24 protein-coding genes and 1 other annotated feature are annotated in these 24,156 nt (G+C 51.2%); of the genes, 9 read left to right on the forward strand and 15 right to left on the reverse strand.

From position 1 onward, the window contains the following. Nucleotides 1-161: 161 nt before the first annotated feature. Nucleotides 162-1,634: an MFS transporter gene (locus tag KWG64_RS16370; protein ID WP_218522459.1), complete on the reverse strand. Its 1,473-nt coding sequence runs from the start codon at nucleotides 1,632-1,634 to the stop codon at nucleotides 162-164. Nucleotides 1,635-1,748: 114 nt separating this feature from the next. Here KWG64_RS16370 and KWG64_RS16375 point away from each other — a divergent pair, with 114 nt between their 5' ends. Further along, nucleotides 1,749-2,747, forward strand: a complete 999-nt coding sequence (locus KWG64_RS16375) for a helix-turn-helix domain-containing protein (RefSeq protein WP_218522460.1) — start codon at nucleotides 1,749-1,751, stop codon at nucleotides 2,745-2,747. Between the two features lie 383 nt (nucleotides 2,748-3,130). Here KWG64_RS16375 and cheW read toward each other — a convergent pair whose 3' ends face one another. The 7 genes from cheW to KWG64_RS16410 all read right to left on the reverse strand — a co-directional run bounded on the left by cheW (nucleotide 3,131) and on the right by KWG64_RS16410 (nucleotide 10,985). Beyond that, entirely contained in the window at nucleotides 3,131-3,628 is a 498-nt protein-coding gene (gene cheW / locus KWG64_RS16380) for a chemotaxis protein CheW (protein WP_095922337.1), read from the reverse strand. Between the two features lie 84 nt (nucleotides 3,629-3,712). Continuing rightward, nucleotides 3,713-5,752, reverse strand: a complete 2,040-nt coding sequence (cheA, locus tag KWG64_RS16385) for a chemotaxis protein CheA (RefSeq protein ID WP_255562207.1) — start codon at nucleotides 5,750-5,752, stop codon at nucleotides 3,713-3,715. A gap of 10 nt (nucleotides 5,753-5,762) precedes the next feature. Continuing rightward, entirely contained in the window at nucleotides 5,763-6,881 is a 1,119-nt protein-coding gene (gene motB, locus KWG64_RS16390; RefSeq protein ID WP_218522462.1) for a flagellar motor protein MotB, read from the reverse strand. Further along, nucleotides 6,878-7,768 carry a flagellar motor stator protein MotA gene (gene motA, locus KWG64_RS16395; protein ID WP_152325852.1) on the reverse strand — a complete coding sequence of 297 codons (891 nt, stop codon included), beginning with the start codon at nucleotides 7,766-7,768 and terminating at the stop codon, nucleotides 6,878-6,880. The genes motB and motA overlap by 4 nt, the downstream gene beginning before the upstream one ends. A gap of 178 nt (nucleotides 7,769-7,946) precedes the next feature. Next, nucleotides 7,947-8,555 (reverse strand): flagellar transcriptional regulator FlhC, encoded by a 609-nt coding sequence (flhC, locus tag KWG64_RS16400; RefSeq protein WP_101078668.1) that lies wholly within the window; start codon nucleotides 8,553-8,555, stop codon nucleotides 7,947-7,949. 2 nt (nucleotides 8,556-8,557) lie between these two features. After that, the gene (gene flhD, locus KWG64_RS16405; RefSeq protein WP_120508226.1) at nucleotides 8,558-8,902 is read right to left on the reverse strand and encodes a flagellar transcriptional regulator FlhD; all 345 of its coding nucleotides are present in this window, start codon (nucleotides 8,900-8,902) and stop codon (nucleotides 8,558-8,560) included. Nucleotides 8,903-10,160: 1,258 nt separating this feature from the next. Next, nucleotides 10,161-10,985, reverse strand: a complete 825-nt coding sequence (locus KWG64_RS16410; protein WP_195814576.1) for an SDR family oxidoreductase — start codon at nucleotides 10,983-10,985, stop codon at nucleotides 10,161-10,163. A 318-nt stretch (nucleotides 10,986-11,303) separates the two neighbouring features. After that, nucleotides 11,304-11,425: a sequence feature (His leader region), on the forward strand. A 73-nt stretch (nucleotides 11,426-11,498) separates the two neighbouring features. Between KWG64_RS16410 and hisG the strand changes: the two genes are divergently transcribed. From hisG to hisIE, 8 genes are read left to right on the forward strand one after another with little or no spacing between them, the layout of a single operon-like run. Next, nucleotides 11,499-12,398 (forward strand): ATP phosphoribosyltransferase, encoded by a 900-nt coding sequence (hisG, locus tag KWG64_RS16415; RefSeq protein WP_101078671.1) that lies wholly within the window; start codon nucleotides 11,499-11,501, stop codon nucleotides 12,396-12,398. A gap of 4 nt (nucleotides 12,399-12,402) precedes the next feature. Further along, nucleotides 12,403-13,716, forward strand: coding sequence for a histidinol dehydrogenase (gene hisD / locus KWG64_RS16420; RefSeq protein ID WP_218522463.1), 1,314 nt, complete (start codon nucleotides 12,403-12,405; stop codon nucleotides 13,714-13,716). Further along, a complete protein-coding gene (gene hisC, locus KWG64_RS16425; protein ID WP_218522464.1) occupies nucleotides 13,716-14,849 on the forward strand; it encodes a histidinol-phosphate transaminase in 1,134 nt (377 codons plus the stop codon). Before hisD ends, hisC begins: the two co-directional genes overlap by 1 nt. After that, complete coding sequence (hisB, locus tag KWG64_RS16430; protein WP_218522465.1) at nucleotides 14,846-15,928, forward strand: bifunctional histidinol-phosphatase/imidazoleglycerol-phosphate dehydratase HisB; 1,083 nt, start codon at nucleotides 14,846-14,848, stop codon at nucleotides 15,926-15,928. Before hisC ends, hisB begins: the two co-directional genes overlap by 4 nt. Continuing rightward, nucleotides 15,928-16,518 (forward strand): imidazole glycerol phosphate synthase subunit HisH, encoded by a 591-nt coding sequence (hisH, locus tag KWG64_RS16435; protein WP_218522466.1) that lies wholly within the window; start codon nucleotides 15,928-15,930, stop codon nucleotides 16,516-16,518. Before hisB ends, hisH begins: the two co-directional genes overlap by 1 nt. Nucleotides 16,519-16,523: 5 nt before the next feature. Further along, nucleotides 16,524-17,261 (forward strand): 1-(5-phosphoribosyl)-5-[(5-phosphoribosylamino)methylideneamino]imidazole-4-carboxamide isomerase, encoded by a 738-nt coding sequence (gene hisA, locus KWG64_RS16440; protein ID WP_218522467.1) that lies wholly within the window; start codon nucleotides 16,524-16,526, stop codon nucleotides 17,259-17,261. Continuing rightward, nucleotides 17,243-18,016, forward strand: coding sequence for an imidazole glycerol phosphate synthase subunit HisF (gene hisF / locus KWG64_RS16445; protein WP_218522468.1), 774 nt, complete (start codon nucleotides 17,243-17,245; stop codon nucleotides 18,014-18,016). The genes hisA and hisF overlap by 19 nt, the downstream gene beginning before the upstream one ends. Nucleotides 18,017-18,039: 23 nt before the next feature. Next, nucleotides 18,040-18,654, forward strand: a complete 615-nt coding sequence (gene hisIE / locus KWG64_RS16450) for a bifunctional phosphoribosyl-AMP cyclohydrolase/phosphoribosyl-ATP diphosphatase HisIE (RefSeq protein ID WP_218522491.1) — start codon at nucleotides 18,040-18,042, stop codon at nucleotides 18,652-18,654. Nucleotides 18,655-18,753: 99 nt separating this feature from the next. Here hisIE and gndA read toward each other — a convergent pair whose 3' ends face one another. The 7 genes from gndA to KWG64_RS16485 form a co-directional block, all read right to left on the reverse strand. Further along, a complete protein-coding gene (gene gndA, locus KWG64_RS16455; RefSeq protein ID WP_165057033.1) occupies nucleotides 18,754-20,163 on the reverse strand; it encodes an NADP-dependent phosphogluconate dehydrogenase in 1,410 nt (469 codons plus the stop codon). A gap of 512 nt (nucleotides 20,164-20,675) precedes the next feature. Continuing rightward, nucleotides 20,676-20,996: a cupin domain-containing protein gene (locus tag KWG64_RS16460; RefSeq protein WP_218522469.1), complete on the reverse strand. Its 321-nt coding sequence runs from the start codon at nucleotides 20,994-20,996 to the stop codon at nucleotides 20,676-20,678. Nucleotides 20,997-21,005: 9 nt separating this feature from the next. After that, complete coding sequence (locus KWG64_RS16465; protein ID WP_218522470.1) at nucleotides 21,006-21,716, reverse strand: sugar phosphate nucleotidyltransferase; 711 nt, start codon at nucleotides 21,714-21,716, stop codon at nucleotides 21,006-21,008. A gap of 1 nt (nucleotide 21,717) precedes the next feature. Then, nucleotides 21,718-22,344, reverse strand: a complete 627-nt coding sequence (locus KWG64_RS16470) for an HAD family phosphatase (RefSeq protein WP_218522471.1) — start codon at nucleotides 22,342-22,344, stop codon at nucleotides 21,718-21,720. Then, on the reverse strand, nucleotides 22,341-22,976 hold the full coding sequence (locus KWG64_RS16475) for a phosphodiesterase (protein ID WP_218522472.1): 636 nt from the start codon (nucleotides 22,974-22,976) through the stop codon (nucleotides 22,341-22,343). The genes KWG64_RS16470 and KWG64_RS16475 overlap by 4 nt, the downstream gene beginning before the upstream one ends. A gap of 2 nt (nucleotides 22,977-22,978) precedes the next feature. Continuing rightward, nucleotides 22,979-23,734 (reverse strand): glycosyltransferase family 2 protein, encoded by a 756-nt coding sequence (locus KWG64_RS16480; protein ID WP_218522473.1) that lies wholly within the window; start codon nucleotides 23,732-23,734, stop codon nucleotides 22,979-22,981. A gap of 9 nt (nucleotides 23,735-23,743) precedes the next feature. Next, nucleotides 23,744-24,085, reverse strand: coding sequence for a hypothetical protein (locus tag KWG64_RS16485; RefSeq protein WP_218522474.1), 342 nt, complete (start codon nucleotides 24,083-24,085; stop codon nucleotides 23,744-23,746). Nucleotides 24,086-24,156: the final 71 nt, after the last annotated feature.

The following is a 24,156-nucleotide window of genomic DNA, read 5'->3' on the forward strand; positions in this document are numbered from 1 at the left end:
AACTCTCATTTTGCACCACGCTGATATCCGTGAGGCCCCGTATTACGGGCGGATAACACCCTATCTGACAAAAAGATGCACCGGTTAAATGATTATTTTTAAAGCAACTGGAAGGCGCTACGCAAAGTGCGCTGCAAGAAATGCAGCGCTGATTTTAAATGTCAGTACGGCTCGCAAGATGCGGTTTTACGCCGCCTCCTCACGTTAAACAGCAAATAGCTTGCCAGCGCCAGTGCCCAGACGCCGGTTGCGCCGTACAGCAAAACACCGGAAAAACCTTCTGTCAGTGCCTGCGCCGCTATATCGCCAGCAAGCGAAACGTCGCTGCCACCGGCGATGTGTTCGGCGATTGCCGGTAAATTCTCTGCGGTGGGCAATAATGCTTTCAGGCTGGTGGCGATGCCCGTGACCAGCAGGCTTCCCATCAGCGCGATGTTGATTGCCAGCGTGATAAGCCGCGCGCTGATATCAATGCCCGACGCCATTCCTGCGCGGTCGCCGGGGACGGAACCGGTTGTCGTGTTGGTCACCGGCGTATTGGTCAGGCCCAGCGCAGCACCGGCAATCAGTGCGCCCGGCAGCAGGCTGGTGTGCGTTACGACGGCGATATTCATCAGCATAAACCCCGCGCCAATAGTGAATAAACCCAGCGGGATCAGCCGCGCCGCGCCGAATCTGGCGGTCAGCTTTTCGCCCAGCGGCGGCATCAGCAGCGTCGGTAAGGTGTACGCAAGAAGCGCCAGCCCGGTCGCCACGCTGGTATAGCCCAGCCCGCTCTGATAATAAACCGGCAGATAAATCATCAGCGGCCAGAAGCTGAAATTCATGCCCACAGACCCCATCAGCGCGCCGGAAAATGGCCGGATGCGGAACACCGAAAAATCAAACATCGGGTGCGGATGACGTTTCTCCGTCCAGACAAACAGCGCCGCACTCAGCCCCGTCACCGCAATAATGCTGCGCGCCAGCGTGCTTTCCCAGCCCAGACTGCTGCCCTGCGTAATCAGATACGTCGCGCCCATCACTGTCACCGAAAGCGTCAGCAATCCCCCGAGATCGAGTTTTTTGACCTGCCCGTCGCGGGATTCCACCACGTTGTTCAGCGCCAGAATCAGCGTGATCACCGCGATAAAACAGTGCACCAGAAATACCCACTGCCAGCTCAGCCACGCCACCAGAAGCGCGCCGATAATCGGCCCGAACCCCAGCCCGAAACCGAAGGTAATTCCCCACGCGGCGAATGCCTGGCTGCGCGCCTTGCCCTGCGGAAATTGCGTGGAAAGAATCGCGATGAGACACGTCAGCATCGCGCCGCCGCTCAGGCCCTGGAGGAAACGTCCGGCAATCAGCCACGCGGCGCTGCCAGATAATCCGCACATCAGCGACGTCAGCCCGAACGCGGCGATACTGATGATGAAAACGCGTTTGCGTCCAAAGCGGTCGGCCAGCGTGCCGGTTGCCATCAGCACGGTTGTACAGGCCAGCGTGTACGCGTTCATGATCCACTGAAGTTCGCGGAAACTGGCGTGCAGCTGTGCTTCAAGAACCGGCGAGATAACCGGTACGCTGGAGATTTCCAGCCCTGACATCAGGGCGGCGAGGCACACAGCCATCAGTGCCAATGTGTTTTTCATGCGTAAATCCTGCAAACGTTGAGAGGCGTTCAGCATGGAAGATTGGCGGCGCAGTGGAAATCAGCGGATATGCCATGTATCGTCAAGATCATGCCAAACTGACGGTGACCTGTTATGCAAAAAATCGAAGCAACACGCGTTTCTGCGCCGCAAAACCGGCGGCTGGTTTTGCTCGCCTACGAATGTTTGTGCACGTTTGAATTTGGGACAGCGGTCGAGGCGTTTGGCCGCGCCGATGAACTGACCGGCGAACCGTTGTACGAGTTGTCCGTCGCGTCCGTTGAGGAAGGCACATTTGGCGCACAGGGCGGCGTCCGTTTGGTGGTAGATGGCGGGCTGGAACTGCTCGAAGGCGCGGGCACGATTGTCATCCCCGGCTGGCGTAGCGTACACGAACCGGCACCGGCGCGGCTTATTGACGCCTTGCAAAAAGCACACAACAGCGGCACGCGGATTGTGTCGATTTGTGCAGGTAGCTTTGTGCTCGGCGCAGCCGGTTTGCTCGACGGAAAACGTGCCACCGCGCACTGGAACAGCACCGAGATTCTGGCGCAAAAATTCCCAAAAGTGCAGGTTGAGCACGGCATGATTTACGTCGATGAAGGCAGCATTATCACCTCTGCGGGCGGCGCGGCCGGTGTCGATTTATGTCTGCATCTCATCCGCCGAGATTACGGGATAGAAGTCGCCAACCGAACCGCCCGCCGGATGGTGACACCACCAATGCGCGAAGGGAATCAGGCGCAGCTTATCCAGCAACCGGTGCCGCTGCGGCAGACCAAAACGCTCGCGCCGCTGCTGGATGATTTACGCAGCCATCTCAATACGCCAATGGTGATTGAACAACTTGCCGTTCAGGTCGGAATGAGCCGCCGCACATTTTTGCGTCGTTTTCACGATGCAACCGGCACCACCCCGGGAGAATGGATGCTGACCGTCCGGCTGGAAAAAGCCTGCGCATTGCTGGAAAGCGGAAAGATGAGCGTTGACCGCGTCGCAGAACAAGCCGGTTTCGGTTCCCCCGAAACGCTGCGTCACCACTTCCGGCAACGGCTTAACACCACACCGACACGCTGGCGGAAAGAATTTAGCGGGAGGGATTTGGTGGGGTGATTCAGGATGGAGTCGTCTGCTAAACCCCATCCCGACCTTACCCTTTGCAGGTGGACAGGTGGAGGAGCAAACAACTCGTTGTTATCTTTTAAAAAGATGAAATGGCGCGCTCAAAATCTTGCTGAACGGAGCGGCCTGAAGACCTGAGGCTTCAGGACCGAGAGAAGGAACCGCGCAGCGGCAAGATTTGCGCCACCCACGGATGTGGCAGAACATGTCCGTCGTTCCAGCGGCAGCGCGCAGTTTGAAAAACGCAGGATTGTTAAGGGGCGCGTTTACGCCCCTTAACCCGGTGTGGGCCGGCGCCCACGACCTTGACCTTGACCTTGACCTTGACCTTGACCTTGACCGAACGATTCAGCCTAGGTGCCGAACCCAGAGACTTAGATCTTCGTCACCGAATCAACCAGCGCCATTTCTTCACTGCTCAGCAGCTTCTCGATATCCACCAGAATCAGCATACGATCGCCCAGCGAACCCAACCCGGTCAGGTATTCGGTGGACATGGTGACGGCAAACTCCGGCGCAGGACGGATCTGATCCTGGCTCAGTGACAGCACGTCAGAAACGCCATCAACCACAATCCCGACCACGCGGTTTTCAAAGTTGAGGACGATCACCACGGTGTTTTCGTTGTAAATCACATCTTCCTGAGCGAACTTCACACGCAGGTCGAGGATCGGCACGATCACGCCGCGCAGGTTGGTGACGCCTTTAATAAATGCCGGGGTGTTGGCAATGCGGGTTACCTGGTCGTAACCGCGGATTTCCTGCACTTTCAGGATATCGATGCCGTATTCTTCATCGCCTAAAGTAAAGATCAGGAATTCCTGACCTACCGTTTCGCCCGCAATTTTAGACACGGTTGCAAGTCCTGCCATGTTGTTCACCTTTGCTTTTTATCTTTAAATCGGCCTGAGTTTTTCACACCCGGCGACGGTTCAGGTCGCCGGAAGCTTTGCTTATTATGCGGCGGTTGCGCCTGTTGCTAATTTATCGCGGTTGAGCGACTGCAAGGCAGACACGTCCACGATCAGCGCCACGCTGCCGTCGCCCAAAATGGTGGCGGCAGAAATGCCCGGCACTTTGCGATAGTTGCTTTCCAGGTTTTTCACCACCACCTGGTGCTGACCAATCAGCTGATCAACCAGCAACGCATAACGACGCCCTGCGCTTTGTAAAATCACCACGATGCCCTGCGTCGCCTCGGTTTTCGCGTCTTTAACATCGAAGACGTTATAAAGCTCAACCAGCGGCAGATATTCGCCGCGCACTTGCAGAACGCGCTCGCCACCGGCCAGCGGGTGTAAATCTTCCGACAGCGGTTGCAGCGATTCCATCACCGCATTCAGCGGCAGGATGAAGACTTCTTCACCGACTTTCACTGACATGCCGTCGAGGATCGCCAGCGTCAGCGGCAGCAGGATGCGGATAGTGGTGCCTTTACCTTGCTGGGAATGGATTTCAACGTGACCGCCCATTTCCTGAATGTTTCGTTTCACCACGTCCATGCCCACGCCACGGCCTGAAACGTCGGTGACTTTTTCTGCCGTCGAGAACCCGGCGGCAAAGATCAGCATGCCGACTTCTTCGTCACTCATGTTGTCGTTGACGTTCATGCCCTGCGACGCAGCTTTCGCCAGAATACGTTCGCGGTTAAGGCCGGCACCGTCATCGATCACTTCGATGCAGATGTTGCCGCCCTGATGTTCCGCAGACAGCGTCAGGTTACCGGTCGCGTCTTTGCCGTTGGCGATACGCACTTCCGGCGTTTCCACACCGTGGTCGAGGCTGTTACGCACCAGGTGCGTTAACGGGTCGATAATGCGTTCGATCAGGCTCTTATCGAGTTCGGTCGAGCTGCCCAGCAACGTCAGTTCAATTTGCTTGTTCAGCTTGCTCGCCAGATCACGCACCAGACGCGGGAAGCGGCTGAACACGAATTCCATCGGCATCATACGAATCGACATCACCGATTCCTGCAAATCGCGGGCGTTACGTTCCAGCTGCCCCATGCTGTTGAGCAGGTCGCTGTGGATCACCGGATCCAGCAGGTCAGAACGCTGCGCCAGCATGGACTGGGTGATGACCAGTTCGCCGACCAGGTTGATGAGCTGATCCACTTTTTCAACCGCAACGCGGATGCTGGTGGATTCCGGCGCTTTTGGCGCACGGGCTTTTGCCACTTCGGTGTTCGGCACGGCGGTCAGCACCGGCGCAGAACGCGGCGCGGCCGGAACCGGTGCAGCTTCAGCGACAACAGGCACAGCCGCTGGCGTTTCGACAACCGCAGGAGCCGCCGTGGCAGCATGTGTGAAGCTGATTTGTTCCGGTTCGAGCACGAAGCACAGAACGGCAATAATGTCGTCTTCGGTCACGGTGGTGACCAGCGTCGCTTCCACGCTGTCTGCGGTCTGAACCGGATCTTTGATTTCGCCAAGATTACCCAGTTCTTCCAGCATGACCGGAACTTCCTGGGCTTTCAGACCGGAGAGGCGTACGCGCAGGTCGCCTTTGCCTGCGGCAGGTGCGGCAGGTGCGGCAGGTGCAGCTTCCGGGGCATTAGCCGCCGGGGCAGATTCGACGACGTGAAGATCCGGAGCAGGCTCCCGCTCTTGTTGCGCGTCGAGGGCCAGTTGTCTCAGGGCCGCACAGATATATTCAAAGCTTTCTGCATCGGGGTCCCGGGATGATTTATAGGCGTCGAGTTGCTCCTGCATAATGTCTTTTGTTTCCAGAAACAGGTTGATGATGTCGGTGCTCAGGCTCATTTCAGCACGACGAGCACCGTCGAGCAGGTTTTCCAGTAAGTGAGTCGTTTCCTGCAAAACCGTAAATCCAAAGGTCGCTGCGCCACCCTTGATTGAGTGCGCGGCGCGGAAAATCGCGTTGAGCTGCTCAATATCGGGCGCTTGCGGATCAAGCAACAACAGATGTTGTTCCATGTCCGCCAGCAACTCGTCTGCTTCATCAAAAAATGTCTGATAAAAATCAGTAATATCCATGCTCACGTGATCACCTCTGCTGTGAATCGCGGCTTGTTGATGTGGTCGCAGGTGCCGTGACCGTCACAGTGGCCGGAGCCGCTGTCGCAGGTTGGGCGCCTGCCGATGGTGTCACTGGCGTCTGCGTATTAATCCCGGGTATTGATGGTGCCTGTACTGGTGCTGCTGATGATTCTGGTGTCGCTGGCGCGGCCGGAGCCAGGCTCATTTTCGGCGCGAGTGCCGGGGCGCTCTGGCGCCCGGGGACCTGGCGTTGCAGTTCACCGGCGTCATTGATCGTGATCGCTTCGCCCTCACTGTTTTCGCGCTCAATCGCTTCTTCTGCGTGTTTATTGAGAACTAAAATACTGATGCGACGGTTAATCGCGTCCCCGGCCGGATGATTTTTAAGCTGCATGGTGGAACCCATGCCCATCACCCGCAGAACCTTCCCTTCGCTCAGGCCGCCGATGATCATTTCGCGGCGTGAGGCGTTGGCGCGGTCGGTCGATAATTCCCAGTTGCTGTAACCACGTTCGCCCTGCGCATACGGCATGTCATCGGTATGACCGGCCAGGCTGATTTTGTTCGGGAAATCGTCCAGAACCGGCCCGATCGCCCGCAGGATATCGCGCATATAAGGCTCAACAATGGCGCTGCCAAGCTGGAACATCGGGCGGTTTTTGCTATCGATAATCTGAATACGCAAACCCTGCTCGGTGAGGTTAATCATCAGATGCGGACGTAAATCTTTCAGACGCGGGTCTGACGCCAGCATGTCTTCCAGCTTTTGCTGCAATTTCTGTAAATCGCCGGCTTCACGCTTACTTTCGCCCTGCGACTGATCCATTTTGTGGACTTCACCGTCCTGCACCGTCGGGTCAGCGCCGCCGCCCGGGATCGGGCTGGTGGCATCGCTGCTGCGTGGCCCGCCGGTAATGGCCACCGCCAGTGGCGTACGGAAGTATTCGGCAATTTGCACCAGTTCTTTAGGGCTGGAGATCGAAATCAGCCACATCACCAGAAAGAAAGCCATCATCGCTGTCATAAAGTCAGCGTAAGCAATCTTCCACGAACCGCCGTGATGCCCTCCGCCGTGCTTGTTCTTTTTCTTGCGTACAACAACGATTGGATGGCTCTGATGCTTCATACTTTTTCTTCTTCAGTTTGTTTCTGGCCCGGTGACTTGACCTGACGAACGTGTTCCTCCAGCTCGATGAAGGAAGGTCGTTCGGAGGTGTAAAGCGTTTTACGGCCAAATTCGACGGCAATTTGTGGCGCGTAGCCGTTGATACTCGACAGCAAAGTCACCTTGATGCACTGCATCATTTTGGCGTTTTCAGCACTTTTCTGGCGCAGTACGCTGGCCAGCGGGGAAATAAATCCGTAGGCCAAAAGGATACCGAGGAAGGTCCCCACCATCGCGTGGGCAATCAGCGCCCCGAGCTCTGCGGCCGGACGATCCGCCGCAGCCAGGGTGTGCACGATCCCCATGACCGCCGCCACGATACCGAAAGCAGGCAGTGAATCGCCCACCAGCGCCAGGCTGTTTGCCGGGACTTCACTTTCGTGCTCGTAGGTTTCGATTTCCTCGTCCATCAGGGCTTCGATTTCAAAGGCGTTCATGTTGCCGCTGACCATCAGTCGCAGATAGTCCGTCAGATATTCGACTAAATGCTTATCGGCAAGGATGCGGGGATAATTAGCAAAAATGTCGCTTTCCGCCGGATTGTCGATGTCATTTTCCAGCGACAGCATCCCCTGCTGGCGCGATTTGGCGAGCAGGCGGTACAGCAGCGCCATTAAATCCATGTACAACGCTTTGTTGTATTTCGACGCTCGAAACAGCTGCGGCAGGGCGCGCATGGTGGATTTAATCGCTTTGCCGTTGTTACCGACGAAGAAGGCGCCAATGCCGGCACCACCGATGATGAGTAATTCTGCGGGTTGGTATAATGCGCCCAGTTCACCGCCGACGAGCAGGAAACCGCCAAACACTGAGCCCATGACCACGAGGTAACCTAATATTACTAGCACGATGAATCCTTAATTCTATGTGGTTTTAGGGCGAGGAAAAGCGCGAGGCTGTGCCACCTTGCCCGATGTTACGCAGCTCAAACGTGCATAAAAGGGGCCAGATTATGGCGGAGACGTTAGGGGGAAATGATGAGCGGTGTTACCACCGCTCCGGACGACATACTGCAACCTAACAATCTCAGACAGCGCGCTTGACCTGTTCGTCCAGCTCTTGAGATGTTATATCGGCAACCTGCGGGGAAAGTTTACGTTTTTTTACTGCCCGGGATGGGGGTTGGCAAAGACTGCAGACAAACCCGTGGCGCGGTTGGTGTGCATGGGTAATGAATGAACCTTCACAGCAGTTGCAGGCAGAGAGCTGCAGCATTCCACTGTCGACAAAACGGACCAGCGTCCATGCGCGGGTTAGCGCGAGGATCGGCGCCTCACCCGGTTGTTCCGGACATTGCTCCAGATAGAGACGGTAAGCCTTAATTACCGCTTCCACGCCATTACAATGCCCGCTCTTTAAGAGAAACGAGTATGCGTTGTAAAACATGGAAGAGTGGATGTTCTGTTCCCAGGTCATAAACCAGTCCGTCGAGAACGGCAGCATCCCTTTTGGCGGCGGGCTGCCGCGCAATTCTTTGTACAGTTTAATCAGTCGGCCACGACTCAATTGCGTTTCGCTTTCCAGCATCTGCAATCTGGCACCCAGCGTAATCAATTCCATGGCAAGCTGAATGTCCCGTGCTTCCTGGACGATACTTTTTTCTGCCGGTTTGGTTGACGCATCTTTCCCAGACATAGCTACGCCCTTTTCTTCATCGCGCCGCTGTCTTTCGCAGCCAGGCCTTTAAGCAGGTGGCTGGACAACAGGATGCCGGTGTGGATTTGTTGCAAGTCATCCACGCGCGATTCCTGAGTCAGTCGTTCAATTGTCTTACTGTCGTCAAAGCGGAACTGACATAAAAGCTGGTTCGTTTCAGCCAGCTTCACCATCTGTGGCAGCGTCAGTTGCCCCAGGGTTTCTGCCATTACGTCATCAATCCCCAGGCGAAACATCGCTGAGGCCTTTTCGTCGTTAATCAAGCGCTGTGCCAACAATAGATATGACAGGTTGATATCATATATGTGCTTTAGCAATTCGGACATTCTGTTCTACCCCATTACCGATGCCACTTTTTTAAGGTGGCGGATTGATAGACATATTCCATGCAGCAAGAGTTTCACCCGGCGTGACAGGAGTATTTTTTACTATCAAAACAATTGGATCATTGGCTGATTAATAAATCTCACGTTGGAAATAGATTTATCCTGCGGTATTTACTTCACCGCCAATACAAAGTTGTTCCTGATGTAAACTAAATTAATTGTGACAATTGCACTGCTAAGTAATCGTGAAACACTTCAGTTTTGGTGTACTGGCAGGGTCCGTTGCTGTGATGGCGTCTCATTCAGTGAAACGCTTTTACATACATTATTAGGAATAATCTTACTACGACGCAACTCTAACCCCGTTCCCTTTATACATACAATCTGGGCGTTGCCGAATTTTGAATAAAGTGTGACGCACATCACATTTTTAAAACTTATTTTGTCTCCAAAAGTGCAATTTATCGTAAAAATTTGCGCAGTTTTAAACCAAAAGTAAAAAAGTGTCTAAAAAAGGGGGCTGTGGCTGTCTTTTTTCGCCATTTTGAGATCATTTTGTACAAAGACCAATTAAAGCCAAATGATTAGCACACACACCAATCAATCATAGCCCACCCAGTTTTTTATGCTGTAAATTTCCAATAGCATGATCATTGTGCTAATTCTGCGCAACCCAGTCACCACAAGGCCTACAGGGGATCGAGTCCGAAAAGTTTTGGTTAAATTTAGTTCAAAAAGTAGGGGAAACGTGAGCAACCACGCTATTTCAAAAGCAAAAAGACAATGATTGTAAGTATTTGTTACCAGACAAGCGCAGACATCCAGTCATGAGACTAGATTGATAAGAAGAAATGATGAGACGGCGGACTTAGGCCGTACAAACGTATCGGCATCTCTTCAGGAAAACTTTAATGATTGTGGTTAAAAAAGTGGTTTATGCCGCTCAATGACAAATTGAAAGCTCAAGAATAGGAATTTTATTACTCAACCAGCATCCCGCGCCACTTCCGACGTGTAAAAAGCGAATAAAGTACATCGCTAACTGCATTTATTAAGAGGATTTTTGAATAGTTACGGAGATTAACCTGTTATTAAGCAGGCTAATTAGCGGGGGAAATAAAAATTTAATAATACACGGCACAGAATCTGACCAAACAAGGATGCGGTGTTGTTACTGAACAATAAAAGACCAAATAAAAAAGCCTGCCTAAATTTCAGGCAGGCCATAACGTAATATTATCGAATAAGGTTTTGTAAGTTAAAAAGGCATGTTTCGTGGATCCGGATGCTGATATTCGAACCCCAGTTCTTTGCAGATCCGGCCGCCATCGACGATTTTACCCTTCCCTGCTGAAGGCTCTTCAGCAAACGTCGGTGGCACCAGCCCCATCTGCCGCGCCAGTGCCGGATAGAATTCGGCTTTTGCCGGATGCGAAGGCGCACAGAGATTATAGGTGTGGCCACCTTTTGGCAGGCTGAGCAATAAGGTGATGGCCGCGACCACGTCATCCTGATGGACCAGGTTGACGCCGTGCTGACCGCCTTTTACCTGCGTTTTTCCCGCCATGAATCGCCCCGGATGACGATCGCCGCCGACCAGCCCGGCGAGGCGCAGGACATCGACCGACGTATTCGGTAAGCCGTGGAACCAGTTTTCCAGCTCTTTCAGCACAATGCCGCTGCGTGAAACAGGCAGCAACGGCGCGTCTTCTTTCATCACACCTTCATGGTCGCCGTAAACGGACGTCGAGCTGGTAAAGATGATGCGCGGGACGTTATGCGCCAGCGCGCTGTCCGTCAGCTGTTGTACCGCCTGGAAATAGAGCTCGCTGCCCTCCGCCGTTCTGCGCGCAGGCAGCGTGATGATTAAGGCATCGACGTTGAGCAACTTTTCGAGATCGTCCGCTTCGCATTCCATTTCCGGCGTGAAGACCAGCGGGAAACATTCAATGCCGATCATTCTGGCGGCATCGACACCGTCGGGCGTGGTTTTGCTCCCGACCACGTCGTACCCTTTTGAGGCCAGCGCCATTGCCAGCGGCATGCCCAGCCAGCCCAGTCCGATAATCGAAATCTTTTTCATACATCGCTCCGTTTGTTCTCTGGCATGATTTCACCAGCTGCAGATATCTCTCTTTATACTAGCAAAATACGCCTTTTCCCTTTGGCGGTGCGTAAGGATTTCTCAGCGTCTGTTAGCAGATCATTCATTTATTTGATGAAAACCCTGCTGTGGATAAGAAAAACTCATCATCGGAAAAAAAGGTTGCGCAGTTGCCGCCCGATAGTTTAGTTTTATTGGCAACGAATTTGATACGTGTGGCGAATGATTCAGTTTTGAATCACGCGGCGCTGAATGAACAAAACGAGACACTGACATGACAAACGTTCTGATTAACCACCATCATCACCATCACCCTGACTAGTCTTTCAGGCGATTGGTGCTGGGAGACTGTTTAGATCTTCCAGTGGCGCAGAACGCAGAGAGAGCCCCCGGAAGATTTCTTCCGGGGGCTTTTTTTATGGCCAAAGGAATTGAAGTAAAAGAATCTGACGAACTGAATTTACGATAAATAATTGAGAAACTGAGGTCATCATGCTGGATAAAACACGTTTACGGATAGCAATGCAGAAGTCAGGTCGCCTGAGCGATGAGTCACGCGAACTGCTGGCCCGCTGCGGGATTAAAATCAACCTGCAGGAACAGCGTCTGATCGCTTTCGCTGAAAACATGCCGATCGACATCTTGCGTGTTCGTGATGACGACATTCCGGGGCTGGTGATGGACGGCGTGGTTGACCTGGGCATTATCGGTGAGAACGTGCTGGAAGAAGAGCTGCTGAGCCGCCGCGCTCAGGGCGAAGACCCGCGTTACTTCACGCTGCGTCGTCTGGATTTCGGCGGTTGCCGTCTGTCACTGGCCACGCCGCTGGACACCGAATACACCGGCCCGCAAAGTCTGCAAAATGCCCGTATCGCCACCTCCTACCCTCACCTGCTCAAGCAATATCTCGATAAAAAAGGCGTTGATTTCAAATCCTGCCTGCTGAACGGCTCAGTTGAAGTCGCACCGCGCGCGGGTCTTTCCGACGCAATCTGCGATCTGGTTTCCACCGGCGCAACGCTCGAAGCCAACGGTCTGCGTGAAGTTGAAGTGATTTACCGCTCCAAAGCCTGCCTGATTCAGCGCGACGGCGAAATGCCACAGGCGAAACAGCTGCTGATCGACAAAATGATGACCCGTATTCAGGGCGTTATTCAGGCCCGCGAATCCAAATACATTATGTTGCACGCGCCAAGCGAGCGTCTGGACGAAATCGTCGCGCTGCTGCCGGGCGCTGAACGTCCGACTATTTTACCGCTGGCAGGCGATCAGCAACGCGTTGCCATGCACATGGTCAGCAGCGAAACGCTGTTCTGGGAAACCATGGAAAAACTGAAAGCGCTGGGCGCCAGCTCTATTCTGGTTCTTCCAATCGAAAAAATGATGGAGTAATGCCATGAAGCCTGACGCGTTCTCTACTCCTATTGACTGGCAACAATGCGACGCACAGCAGCGTCGCGACCTGCTGACCCGCCCGGCAATTTCTGCCTCCGACCGTATTACTGAATCGGTGAGCGAAATTCTGCGTCGTGTCCGCAGTGAAGGTGACAGCGCGCTGCGCGAGTTTTGCGCCCGCTTTGATAAAACTGAAGTGCAGGACCTTCGTGTCACCGCGGAGCAAATTTCAGCAGCCGCGGCGCGTCTGGGCGATGACGTTAAACAGGCGATGGCGCACGCGGTGCGTAACATCGACACTTTCCATCAGGCACAGAAACTGGCCGTGGTGGATATCGAAACGCAGCCGGGTGTTCGTTGTCAGCAACTGACCCGCCCGATTCAGTCCGTCGGGCTGTACATTCCGGGCGGTTCCGCACCGCTGGTTTCCACCGTATTAATGTTAGCAACACCAGCGCGTATCGCCGGTTGCCAGAAAGTGGTGCTCTGTTCACCGCCGCCGATTGCCGACGAAATTCTGTATGCCGCGCAGTTGTGTGGCGTGGAAGAGGTGTATCAGTTGGGCGGCGCGCAGGCGATTGCGGCGCTGGCGTTCGGCACGGAAAGTGTTCCCCGCGTGGCGAAAATCTTCGGGCCGGGCAATGCCTATGTAACCGAAGCTAAACGTCAGGTCAGCCAGAGTCTGGACGGCGCGGCGATCGATATGCCCGCCGGGCCTTCTGAAGTGCTGGTAATTGCTGACAGCGGCGCAACGCCGGATTTCGTGGCGTCTGATTTGCTTTCACAGGCGGAACACGGCCCGGATTCCCAGGTTATTTTACTGACGCCGGACGTGAAAATGGCGCAGGCCGTCGGCGAAGCGGTTGAGCGTCAACTGGCGACGTTATCGCGCAGCGACATTGCGCGTCAGGCACTGGAAAGCAGCCGTCTGATTGTCGCGAAAGACCTCGCGCAGTGTATCGAAATCAGCAACGCCTACGGGCCGGAACACCTGATTCTGCAAACCCGCGAGCCGGAGCAACTGGTCGACAGCATCACCAGCGCCGGTTCGGTTTTCCTCGGCGACTGGTCACCGGAATCCGCAGGCGATTATGCGTCTGGCACTAATCACGTTTTACCGACATACGGGTATACCGCGACCTGTTCGAGCCTGGGCCTGGCCGATTTCCAGAAACGGATGACCGTTCAGCAATTAACGCCGGAAGGGTTGCTGGGGCTGGCGCAAACAATTGAAACACTGGCGCAGGCGGAACAACTGACTGCGCACAAAAATGCAGTAACCCTGCGTGTAAACGCCCTGAAGGAGCCGCGTTGATGAGTAATGAAAAGAATCTCAGCGTTCAGGCGCTGGCCCGAAAAAACGTGCAGGAACTGACGCCTTATCAGTCCGCCCGTCGTCTGGGTGGCAACGGTGACGTGTGGCTCAACGCCAATGAATACGCCATCGCGCCAAATTTTGAGCTGACGCAGCAGACGTTTAACCGTTATCCGGAATGTCAGCCCGCGCTGGTGATTAACCGCTACGCCGCTTACGCCGGTGTGGATCCTGAGCAGGTTCTGGTCAGCCGTGGCGCGGATGAAGGCATCGAACTGCTGATCCGCGCATTCTGCGAACCGGGCAAAGACGCCATCCTTTATTGTCCGCCAACATACGGCATGTACAGCGTGAGCGCAGAAACCATCGGCGTTGAAGGCCGTACGGTTCCGGCAAAAGCCGACTGGTCTCTGGATCTTCCGGCAATCGAAGCTTCGCTGGACGGCGTGAAGCTGGTTTACGTGTGCAGCCCGAATAACCCGACCGGCAATATTATCGACCCGGACGAAATCCGCGCCGTACTGGAAATGACCCGTGGCCGCGCGATTGTGGCGGTGGACGAGGCCTATATCGAATTCTGCCCGCAGGCGAGCGTTTCCGGCTGGTTGCAGGAATATCCGCACCTCACTATTTTGCGTACGCTGTCGAAAGCTTTTGCGCTGGCCGGTTTGCGCTGCGGCTTCACGCTGGCGAACAGCGAAGTCATCGGCTTATTAATGAAAGTGATTGCGCCTTATCCAATATCTACGCCGGTCGCAGATATCGCCGCACAGGCACTGAGCCCGGAAGGGCTGGCGCTGATGCGTCAGCGCGTCGCCGAAGTGACTGAAAACCGCGTCTGGTTAATGGAAGAGCTGGAGAAATGCGCCTGCGTTGAGGCAGTTTTTGCCAGCGATACCAACTATGTGCTGGCGCGTTTCACCGCATCAAGCGCAGCATTTAAAAACCTCTGGGATCAGGGCATTATCTTGCGTGACCAGAATAAGCAACCGGGGCTTTCCGGCTGCTTACGTATTACTATCGGCACCCGGGAAGAACTCCAGCGCGTTATTACCGCATTGCAGGCGTTACCCGGCGCCGCTGCCGCCTCTATTAATGAAAAACAAAATAGCCCCCGCAAGGAGCACATGTGAGCCAGAGTCCACAATTTCAAAAAACGCTCTTTATTGACCGTGACGGCACCCTGATTTCTGAGCCGCCGGAAGATTTTCAGGTCGATCGTCTGGACAAACTGGCGCTGGAGCCCGGCGTTATTCCGGCCCTGCTGTCCCTGCAAAACGCAGGTTTTAAACTGGTGATGATCACCAATCAGGACGGGCTGGGCACGGCAAGTTTCCCGCAGGAAACGTTCGATCCACCGCACAACCTGATGATGCAAATCCTGACATCGCAGGGCGTGGTTTTCGATGAAGTGCTGATTTGTCCGCACCTGCCTGCAGACCACTGCGACTGTCGTAAACCTAAAACCAAACTGGTGCAGGCTTATCTGGAAAGCGGCGTACTCGATACCGCCAACAGTTATGTGATTGGCGACCGCGATACCGATATTCAGCTCGCCGCCAATATGGGCATCGCCGGGCTGCGTTATCAGCGTGATACGCTGAACTGGGCCACTATTGCGGAACAGCTTACGAAACGCGACCGCCATGCCAAAGTGAACCGCGTGACCCGCGAAACCGCGATTGACGTGGATGTCTGGCTGGATCGCGAAGGCGAAAGCAAGATCCGCACCGGCGTCGGCTTTTTCGACCACATGCTGGATCAGATTGCCACGCACGGCGGTTTCCGCATGAATATCGAAGTGAAAGGTGATTTGTATATCGACGATCACCACACCGTTGAAGACACGGCGCTGGCGCTGGGTGAAGCCATTAATAAGGCGCTGGGCGATAAACGCGGTATTGGACGTTTCGGGTTTGTGCTGCCGATGGATGAATGTCTGGCGCGCTGCGCGCTGGATATCTCCGGCCGCCCGCACCTGGAATATAAGGCAGAGTTTAACTATCAGCGCGTCGGCGATCTGAGCACGGAAATGGTCGAACACTTCTTCCGTTCGCTGTCCTACGCGATGGCCTGTACCCTGCACCTGCGCACCAAAGGTAAGAACGATCACCACCGCGTCGAAAGCCTGTTCAAGGCATTCGGACGCACGCTGCGCCAGGCGATTCGTGTCGATGGCAATACATTGCCGAGCTCGAAAGGAGTGCTGTGATGAACGTCGTTATCCTTGATACGGGCTGTGCCAACCTTTCTTCCGTGAAATATGCGGTTCAGCGTCTGGGTTTTGAACCGACGGTGAGCCGTGAACCGGAAATTGTTTTGCAGGCCGATAAGCTCTTTTTACCGGGTGTCGGCACCGCACAGGCGGCGATGGAACAACTCGAACAGCGCGAACTGATTACGCTGATTAAAGCCTGTACTCAGCCGGTGCTGGGGATTTGTCTCGGTATGCAACTGCTGGCGTCTTCCAGTGAAGAAAACGGCGGGATTGATACGCTGGGGATTATTGAAACACCGGTGCGCCGTATGCCCGATCTCGGTTTGCCTCTGCCGCACATGGGCTGGAATCAGGTGACAGCGAACGCTGACAGCCATTTATTCCGTGGCATCGATGAAAATGCGTACTTCTATTTCGTCCACGGATTCGCCATGCCGGTTTGCGAAAACACGATCGCGCAGACGCTTTACGGTGAGCCTTTCAGCGCTGCCGTGCAAAAAGACAACTTCTTCGGCGTACAGTTTCACCCCGAACGCTCCGGTGCGGCGGGCGCACAGTTGCTGAAAAACTTTCTGGAGATGTAAACAGGATGATTATCCCGGCTTTAGATTTGATCGAAGGCAGCGTGGTGCGTTTGCATCAGGGCGATTACGGCCAGCAGCGTGATTATGGCAACGATCCGCTTCCACGTTTGCAGGATTATCAGCAACAAGGCGCAGAAGTTTTGCATCTGGTTGACTTAACCGGCGCGAAAGATCCGGCGGCACGTCAGATTCCGTTGCTGAAAAAATTGCTGGCGGGCGTATCTGTACCGGTTCAGGTTGGTGGCGGTATCCGCACCGAACAGGACGTTGAAGCCCTGCTGAATACCGGTGCAACCCGCGCCGTCGTGGGTTCGACGGCGGTGAAAGATCCGCAGAAAGTTCAGGGCTGGTTCAAGCGTTTCGGCGCAGACGCACTGGTTTTGGCGCTCGACGTCCGTATCGCTGCCGATGGCACTAAAAACGTCGCCGTCAGCGGCTGGCAGGAAAATTCCAGTTCCACGCTTGAAGAGATCGTGGAACTGTTTCTGCCTTTCGGCCTGAAACACGTTCTTTGTACGGATATTTCCCGCGACGGCACGCTGGCAGGCTCAAACGTAGAGTTGTACCGTGAAGTGACCGCGCGTTTTCCACAGGTGGCTTTTCAGGCTTCCGGCGGTATCGGTTCATTGCAGGACATCGCCAATCTGCGTGACAGCGGCGTGAAAGGCGTGATTGTCGGGCGGGCATTACTCGACGGTAAATTCAATGTGACGGAGGCAATTTCATGCTGGCAAAACGGATAATTCCCTGCCTCGACGTTAAAGACGGCCAGGTCGTAAAAGGCGTGCAGTTCCGTAATCACGAAATCATTGGCGACATCGTCCCGCTGGCACAGCGCTATGCGCAAGAAGGCGCCGACGAACTGGTGTTTTACGATATCACCGCTTCCAGCGATGGCCGCGTGGTCGATAAAAGCTGGGTGTCGCGCGTGGCAGAAGTCATCGATATCCCGTTTTGTGTCGCAGGCGGAATCAAAAGCCTGGAAGATGCGGGGCAGATTTTGCAGTTTGGTGCCGATAAAATCTCCATCAACTCCCCTGCTCTCGCCGACCCGACGCTGATCAGCCGCCTCGCCGACCGTTATGGTGTACAGTGCATTGTTGTGGGCATCGATACCTGGCACGACGCGGCGACAGGCACTTATCAGGTCCATCAGTTTACCGGCGACGAAGCACGCACCAAAGTGACTACCTGGCAGACAATTGACTGGGTGAAGGAAGTTCAGGAACGCGGCGCGGGCGAAATCGTGCTGAACATGATGAATCAGGACGGCGTGCGTAATGGCTACGATCTGGAACAGCTGAAGATGATCCGCGAAGTTTGCCATGTTCCGCTCATCGCTTCCGGCGGTGCGGGCACAATGCCACACTTCCTCGACGCTTTCCGCGAAGCACGCGTTGATGGCGCACTGGCCGCATCGGTGTTCCACAAACAAATTATCAATATTGGCGAGCTGAAAAGCTATTTAGCTGAAAATGGCGTGGAGATCCGCTTGTGAGTAATCAGGAAGTAAAAACCGGTCTGCTGACCGGCGAACAAATCAGCCAGCTCGACTGGGAAAAAGTGGATAACCTGATGCCAGCAATCATCCAGCACGCTGTGTCTGGCGAAGTGCTGATGCTCGGTTACATGAATCAGGAAGCCCTGAGCGTTACGCAATCTTCCGGCAAAGTGACGTTCTATTCTCGCACCAAAGAACGTTTATGGACCAAAGGCGAGACCTCAGAAAACTATCTGAACGTCGTGAGCATTACGCCTGATTGCGACAACGATACGTTGCTGGTGCTGGTCAATCCGATTGGCCCGACGTGCCATAAAGGCAACAACAGCTGTTTCCACCCTGCCGAAACCGACTGGGCATTTTTGTACCAGCTGGAAGAACTGCTGGCATCGCGTAAAACTGCCGATCCAGAAAGCTCCTACACCGCCAAACTGTATGCCAGCGGCACCAAACGCATCGCACAAAAAGTCGGTGAGGAAGGCGTGGAAACTGCACTGGCAGCAACCGTCAACGACCGTTTTGAGCTGAAAAACGAAGCGTCAGATTTGGTCTATCACCTGCTGGTGTTGTTGCAGGATCAGGATCTGAACCTGAGTGCGGTGATCGATAATTTGCGTCAGCGTCATAAGAAATAACGTCAACCTTAAGACGTAAAAAAGCCGCCTTTGCAGATGCATTGGCGGCTTTTTATTGACGTCAGCAACGGCGCGCTTTTCAGCACGCCGCCAAACGGATTAATCCAACCATTCGGTGTGGAATACGCCGTCTTTATCAGTGCGTTTGTAAGTATGTGCACCGAAGTAATCACGCTGTGCCTGGATCAGGTTAGCCGGCAGAACCGCTGAACGATAGCTGTCGTAGTAGTTGATCGCAGCAGAGAAGGTTGGTGTCGGGATACCGTTCTGAACGGCATAAGACACAACATCACGCAACGCTTGCTGATATTCGTCAGCGATGTTTTTGAAGTACGGAGCCAGAAGCAGGTTAGCGATGGACGCGTTTTCAGCGTAAGCATCGGTAATTTTCTGCAGGAACTGAGCACGGATAATACAGCCAGCACGGAAGATCTTCGCGATTTCGCCGTAGTTCAGATCCCAGTTATTCTCGTCAGAAGCGGCTTTAAGCTGTGAGAAGCCCTGCGCGTAAGAAACGAGTTTACCAAGATACAGAGCGCGACGAACTTTCTCGATGAATTCTGCTTTGTCGCCTGTGAAAGGTTTAACAGCCGGGCCGGACAACACTTTAGAAGCCGCAACACGCTGATCTTTAAGAGAAGACAGGTAACGTGCAAACACAGACTCGGTGATCAGAGTCAGTGGTTCGCCCAGATCCAGAGAGCTCTGGCTGGTCCATTTACCGGTGCCTTTATTCGCTGCTTCATCCAGAATCACGTCGACCAGGTATTTACCTTCTTCGTCTTTCTTGGTGAAGATGTCTTTGGTGATGTCAATCAGGTAGCTGCTCAGCTCGCCTTTATTCCATTCAGCGAAGGTTGTTGCCAGCTCTTCGTTGCTCAGGTTCAGGGACTGTTTCAGCAGGGAATAGGCTTCTGCGATCAGCTGCATGTCGCCGTATTCGATACCGTTGTGAACCATCTTAACGTAGTGACCTGCGCCATCAGCACCGATGTAGGCTACGCAAGCGTCGCCATCTTCAGCACGTGCAGCGATTTTTTCAAGAATTGGCGCAACCAGTGCGTACGCTTCTTTCTGGCCGCCAGGCATGATTGACGGGCCTTTCAGTGCGCCCTCTTCACCGCCGGAAACGCCGGTACCGATGAAGTTGAAGCCCTGCTCAGACAGTTCGCGGTTACGGCGAATGGTGTCTTTATAATAGGTGTTGCCGCCATCGATCAGGATGTCGCCTTTATCCAGGTGCGGAGTCAGGGATGCGATGGTTTTGTCAGTTGCTTCACCGGCTTTCACCATCAGCAAGATACGACGTGGTTTTTCCAGCGAGTCAACAAACTCTTCGACGGTGTAGTGCGGAACCAGATTTTTACCCGGATTTTCTGCGATGACTTCGTCAGTCTTGTCGCCAGAACGGTTAAAAATGGAAACGGAATAACCACGGCTTTCGATGTTAAGCGCGAGGTTACGGCCCATTACCGCCATACCGACAACGCCGATCTGTTGTTTGGACATTAGCAACTCCTGTCTGAATTAGTTGATCGCCCAGATTTAAGTCTAAACCCCTGTAAACAGTGAGTTTAACTGCACTGAGCTATACAAATGAACACAAGCATTGTACATGAGAATGGCGAAGGGTGAACCTATTGCAGCCATAACAATATTGTGAGCGTGAATGTCTGCAACCGGTTGTACATATCTCCTCAATGTACTGTTTACTTTACCGGTAACGTTTTAATCAAGGCATGCACATAAGATTTAAAGATAACGTTATATCAGCAAGAAGCTTTATAGACTCAGCTCATCACTAAAAAGCAAAGTTAAGCCATTATAAATCAAGCAAACTCCCTCACATCTTCGGGAATTGTAGAATTTTAATCGACACAGAACCTGATAAAATCAGGCTAATTATAAATTTTAGTAAAGCGAGAAGTGAATATTAGATTTTGAATTCATCAAATTTATAAAAAACTATCGATTGTAATAAACGCGCTACAGACAGCTGATTTCTACTATTTTCACACGATTCAAGCTATATATTTATCGCCAAGAGCACCAGGAAGTTTGACTACGACGTTGACGGTATCTGTCAGGGCCTCAAAATCAGTTATATCACCTGGGGTAAGAACTATAATATCGCCAGGCCCCCATTGTTTACCACACATCATCACTTCTCCAGAAATAATGTAAGTAACTTCAGTGGCTATCTTATGAAAATGTTTAGATTCGTACTGACCTTTAGAGTAATTTTTAACAGCGACTTCACAAGCAGAAGTATTTAATACTGCAGGGTTAAATGCCCCAACAAACCAACCGCCGATCATTTCGCTAGCTTTGAAACTTTTCATAATACCTCGTTAACGATGTTGAAACTCTACCTGATTCATTGATTTCAGTGGATGATACTGCGAGGCCATAATTTTAACTGCACTAATTTTCAGGCCTTTTAAAATCATCTCATTGAAAGAAGGGCAAATGTAAAAATTATCGTCAATACGTGCATCTTTACGAATCATATTCTTTACAGATTCTGTAAATTCACCTGTTTTTTTAAACCAATAAACACCCGCCGTTGCATCACGGCTTATCGGTTTTTTCTCCGAGGCCTCGATTACTAATCCAGCATTATCCAATAAAACGTAAGAGTATCGAGGGTGTATGGAATCAAAAATGATAGTACCCGCGTCAGAATCGCTTTCATGCATAAATTCTACAAACTTCTCAAAATCAATATCGATTAACTGGTTAGCGCTGATTATGAGAAGTGGTTCAGACTGATTAAGGTCAACAACCCCAAGAAGAGCAGTGCATGCGGCACCAGAAGTATTTTCAGGAATTGGGAAAACTGAACTTCTCTTCTGAGATAACAAATCAACAATATTATCAAGATGGAACTTTCGAATATGTTTTTCTTGAAAAAGGAAGACTGTACTGCCCTTGTTGAATGAAACTTGCTCTGAAATTTTCTGAATTATAGAGACACCATTTATTTCTGACAAACAGAGTGGATAGTTTTTATCATTAGAATCGATATAATTTTCACCAGCAGCAAGAACAATGATGTTCATATTAACCTTCCAGATTTATATTATTTATAAAGTCAGTAATATTACGATAATTAACATCTGTAACATCGCTCACAACTAATACGTGAGCACCAGATGCTTTTGCTGCTTTTATTCCGTTTTCATTATCCTCAACAATGAGGCATTCTTCAGGTGTTAGCTGGAGGATTTCAATGGTTTTAATATAAATCTCCGGATCTGGCTTGCCCTTTGTAACATCTTGATTTGAAAGCATTACATTTAAATAACTGTCTAGTGATGCTTTTTCCATCATTGTAATAACTGTATTTTTAATTGAATTCGAGGCTACTGCCAGTTTATATCCCTGTTGTTTAAGTTTTGACAATGCATATTCATGTATAAACATCGGTTTACATTTTGCATGTACAATATCCATTGTATATTGTTGCTTCATTTCATTAATAAAAGAATGCAACTCCAGTGGTAGAGAATATTCTGCACTGAGAATATTCAGCTTATCTTTAGTCGGGAGTCCGTCAAATTTTGTAAGATGATCATAACGATCAATATTAAAACCAAACAGGTTTAGGGATTTATTTAGGGCTTCATAATGCCACTCCTTAGCCTCAATTAAAACACCGTCCATATCAAAAATGACAGCCTTAATCATATATCCTCCTTAAAAAAATCACGTGCATCTTCGGGTAGGTCAGTACACAACATGAGTTGCGTACTTACCGATAAGCCACTAATTTTCAACATTTTCCACAAATCTTTATAATCGCTTCGTTTATGGAGTTCAGGGGAAACGATACAAATGTATTTACCCTCCGAAATATATCCCTCAACTAAGGATTTATCATACCAAATGCTATGAAACCCATCCAACCAAATACCAAAACTTTCATGATAGAAAGCAGGTGTTTTTTCATATTCACTGACACGAGCGAAAACGTTGATTTTATTTTCTCGAACATAAGACATTTGGTCAGGGATAGACATGTCAAAGACAAAGGCATTTGTCACATTAGCCTTTGAAAGCGAACTAACCAACAAATCACTTAGTCCATCTGCTTTAATATTTAATGCAAGCGGTAAATCCCTGCCTTTGAGCAAACTTAAAAAATAATCTAAAGAAATTTCAGTTCCGTTAGGAATATCGTGAGAGATAACGAGCTTGCCATTACAATCACGAATGTCGGTCTCAGTTCCGAAACCCATATCGAAAGAGCGAATGAAGGCCGTTTCTGTATTTTTTTCTTCTTGATTATGCCAATAACCACGATGACTGATGATAATCATTTTTAGAGTCCGGATGTTACTTTGGTTGATAGTTCCAAACCCAGAAATAAATTTAAATCGGCTGGGATCCCAAGTCCGTACATACCATTAGCTTCAGAACCAATGTTATATATACCAATTTTCATATTTCTTTCGATCATATAATTATAAGCCGGTGCTACATAAAATTCATTATTTACACGATCATTCTTATCTATCATTATTTCTGCTGCACTTACAAAATCACTTCCGTGTTTGAAATTGTAAATACCCACAGTAGCTTCGTTCGAAATAACTTGTTTCTCAACTACATTAGTAACATAGCCATGTTCGCCCATTCCAACAAACGACCATTTTGGATCATCTGCAGCCATCGTCATAATCAGACCGTCTAAAGAGTCTCGGTCTAATTCCTCGAGGTAGTCATCGATATCGCAATCGATATATTGGTCGCTATTTGCAATCATGAGTGAATTATCATTATCTATATACTTTTTAGCCAGTAAAACCGTACATGCGGCACCTTCTGTTAATCCTTCGGTTTCAATTACGATTGCGCCAGGCGACCAGGACTGTAATTTAGTAATTAAATCGTATTGGGAAACATGTTTTTTTTGTACTATAAATATAAATCTATGCTCAACTTTAGGTCTTAGATTATTAATCACCACCTTAATCATTGGAACATTATGTATAGGAATTAATGGCTTAGGTTGAATAAAGCCTGCTTGGGCGAAACGGCTACCGGCACCTGCCATTGGAATAACGATGTTTAACATATAACCCTCTTAGTTTATTAACTTAAGAACTTTTAGGATCTTATAATAAAAAGATTTTTTAATATCATTCAACTCATTTCGAAGTATATTGCTATTTTCTTCTTGGATATTTAACTTTTCTCTAAATAATTGTGACTTATTTTTTTCAGCGATGGTTTCTTTTTCAAGAACCTCCAGCCTTAATTTATTTTCAGACAATACGGCATTAAGGTTTATTATATGTTGTTCAGGAAATTCCAATTTATGCGAAGGAGCATGCCAAAAATTTTTGCCATCGTAAAAATGAAAGTTTTGCAGGTTTAACTCTTGCTCTATCTCGTGTAKTTTTATGTCTCCGAACTTGGTGATCATGGTACATCTAGTCTGCTACCTTTCTCGCAAAGTCATATTGATAATGATAGCTATTGGGCAGACCGGAAAGA

This window comes from Rahnella sp. PD12R, assembly GCF_019200965.1.
Taxonomy (GTDB): domain Bacteria; phylum Pseudomonadota; class Gammaproteobacteria; order Enterobacterales; family Enterobacteriaceae; genus Rahnella; species Rahnella laticis.

Excerpts from the sequence above, each read along its gene's own strand:
- KWG64_RS16370 (WP_218522459.1), bottom strand. The coding sequence starts at position 1,634 with ATGAAAAACACATTGGCACTGATGGCTGTGTGCCTCGCCGCCCTGATG.
- KWG64_RS16375 (WP_218522460.1), top strand. The coding sequence starts at position 1,749 with ATGCAAAAAATCGAAGCAACACGCGTTTCTGCGCCGCAAAACCGGCGG.
- cheW (WP_095922337.1), bottom strand. The coding sequence starts at position 3,628 with ATGGCAGGACTTGCAACCGTGTCTAAAATTGCGGGCGAAACGGTAGGT.
- cheA (WP_255562207.1), bottom strand. The coding sequence starts at position 5,752 with ATGGATATTACTGATTTTTATCAGACATTTTTTGATGAAGCAGACGAG.
- motB (WP_218522462.1), bottom strand. The coding sequence starts at position 6,881 with ATGAAGCATCAGAGCCATCCAATCGTTGTTGTACGCAAGAAAAAGAAC.
- flhC (WP_101078668.1), bottom strand. The coding sequence starts at position 8,555 with ATGTCTGGGAAAGATGCGTCAACCAAACCGGCAGAAAAAAGTATCGTC.
- flhD (WP_120508226.1), bottom strand. The coding sequence starts at position 8,902 with ATGTCCGAATTGCTAAAGCACATATATGATATCAACCTGTCATATCTA.
- KWG64_RS16410 (WP_195814576.1), bottom strand. The coding sequence starts at position 10,985 with ATGAAAAAGATTTCGATTATCGGACTGGGCTGGCTGGGCATGCCGCTG.
- hisG (WP_101078671.1), top strand. The coding sequence starts at position 11,499 with ATGCTGGATAAAACACGTTTACGGATAGCAATGCAGAAGTCAGGTCGC.
- hisD (WP_218522463.1), top strand. The coding sequence starts at position 12,403 with ATGAAGCCTGACGCGTTCTCTACTCCTATTGACTGGCAACAATGCGAC.
- hisC (WP_218522464.1), top strand. The coding sequence starts at position 13,716 with ATGAGTAATGAAAAGAATCTCAGCGTTCAGGCGCTGGCCCGAAAAAAC.
- hisH (WP_218522466.1), top strand. The coding sequence starts at position 15,928 with ATGAACGTCGTTATCCTTGATACGGGCTGTGCCAACCTTTCTTCCGTG.
- hisA (WP_218522467.1), top strand. The coding sequence starts at position 16,524 with ATGATTATCCCGGCTTTAGATTTGATCGAAGGCAGCGTGGTGCGTTTG.
- hisF (WP_218522468.1), top strand. The coding sequence starts at position 17,243 with ATGCTGGCAAAACGGATAATTCCCTGCCTCGACGTTAAAGACGGCCAG.
- gndA (WP_165057033.1), bottom strand. The coding sequence starts at position 20,163 with ATGTCCAAACAACAGATCGGCGTTGTCGGTATGGCGGTAATGGGCCGT.
- KWG64_RS16460 (WP_218522469.1), bottom strand. The coding sequence starts at position 20,996 with ATGAAAAGTTTCAAAGCTAGCGAAATGATCGGCGGTTGGTTTGTTGGG.
- KWG64_RS16465 (WP_218522470.1), bottom strand. The coding sequence starts at position 21,716 with ATGAACATCATTGTTCTTGCTGCTGGTGAAAATTATATCGATTCTAAT.
- KWG64_RS16470 (WP_218522471.1), bottom strand. The coding sequence starts at position 22,344 with ATGATTAAGGCTGTCATTTTTGATATGGACGGTGTTTTAATTGAGGCT.
- KWG64_RS16475 (WP_218522472.1), bottom strand. The coding sequence starts at position 22,976 with ATGATTATCATCAGTCATCGTGGTTATTGGCATAATCAAGAAGAAAAA.
- KWG64_RS16480 (WP_218522473.1), bottom strand. The coding sequence starts at position 23,734 with ATGTTAAACATCGTTATTCCAATGGCAGGTGCCGGTAGCCGTTTCGCC.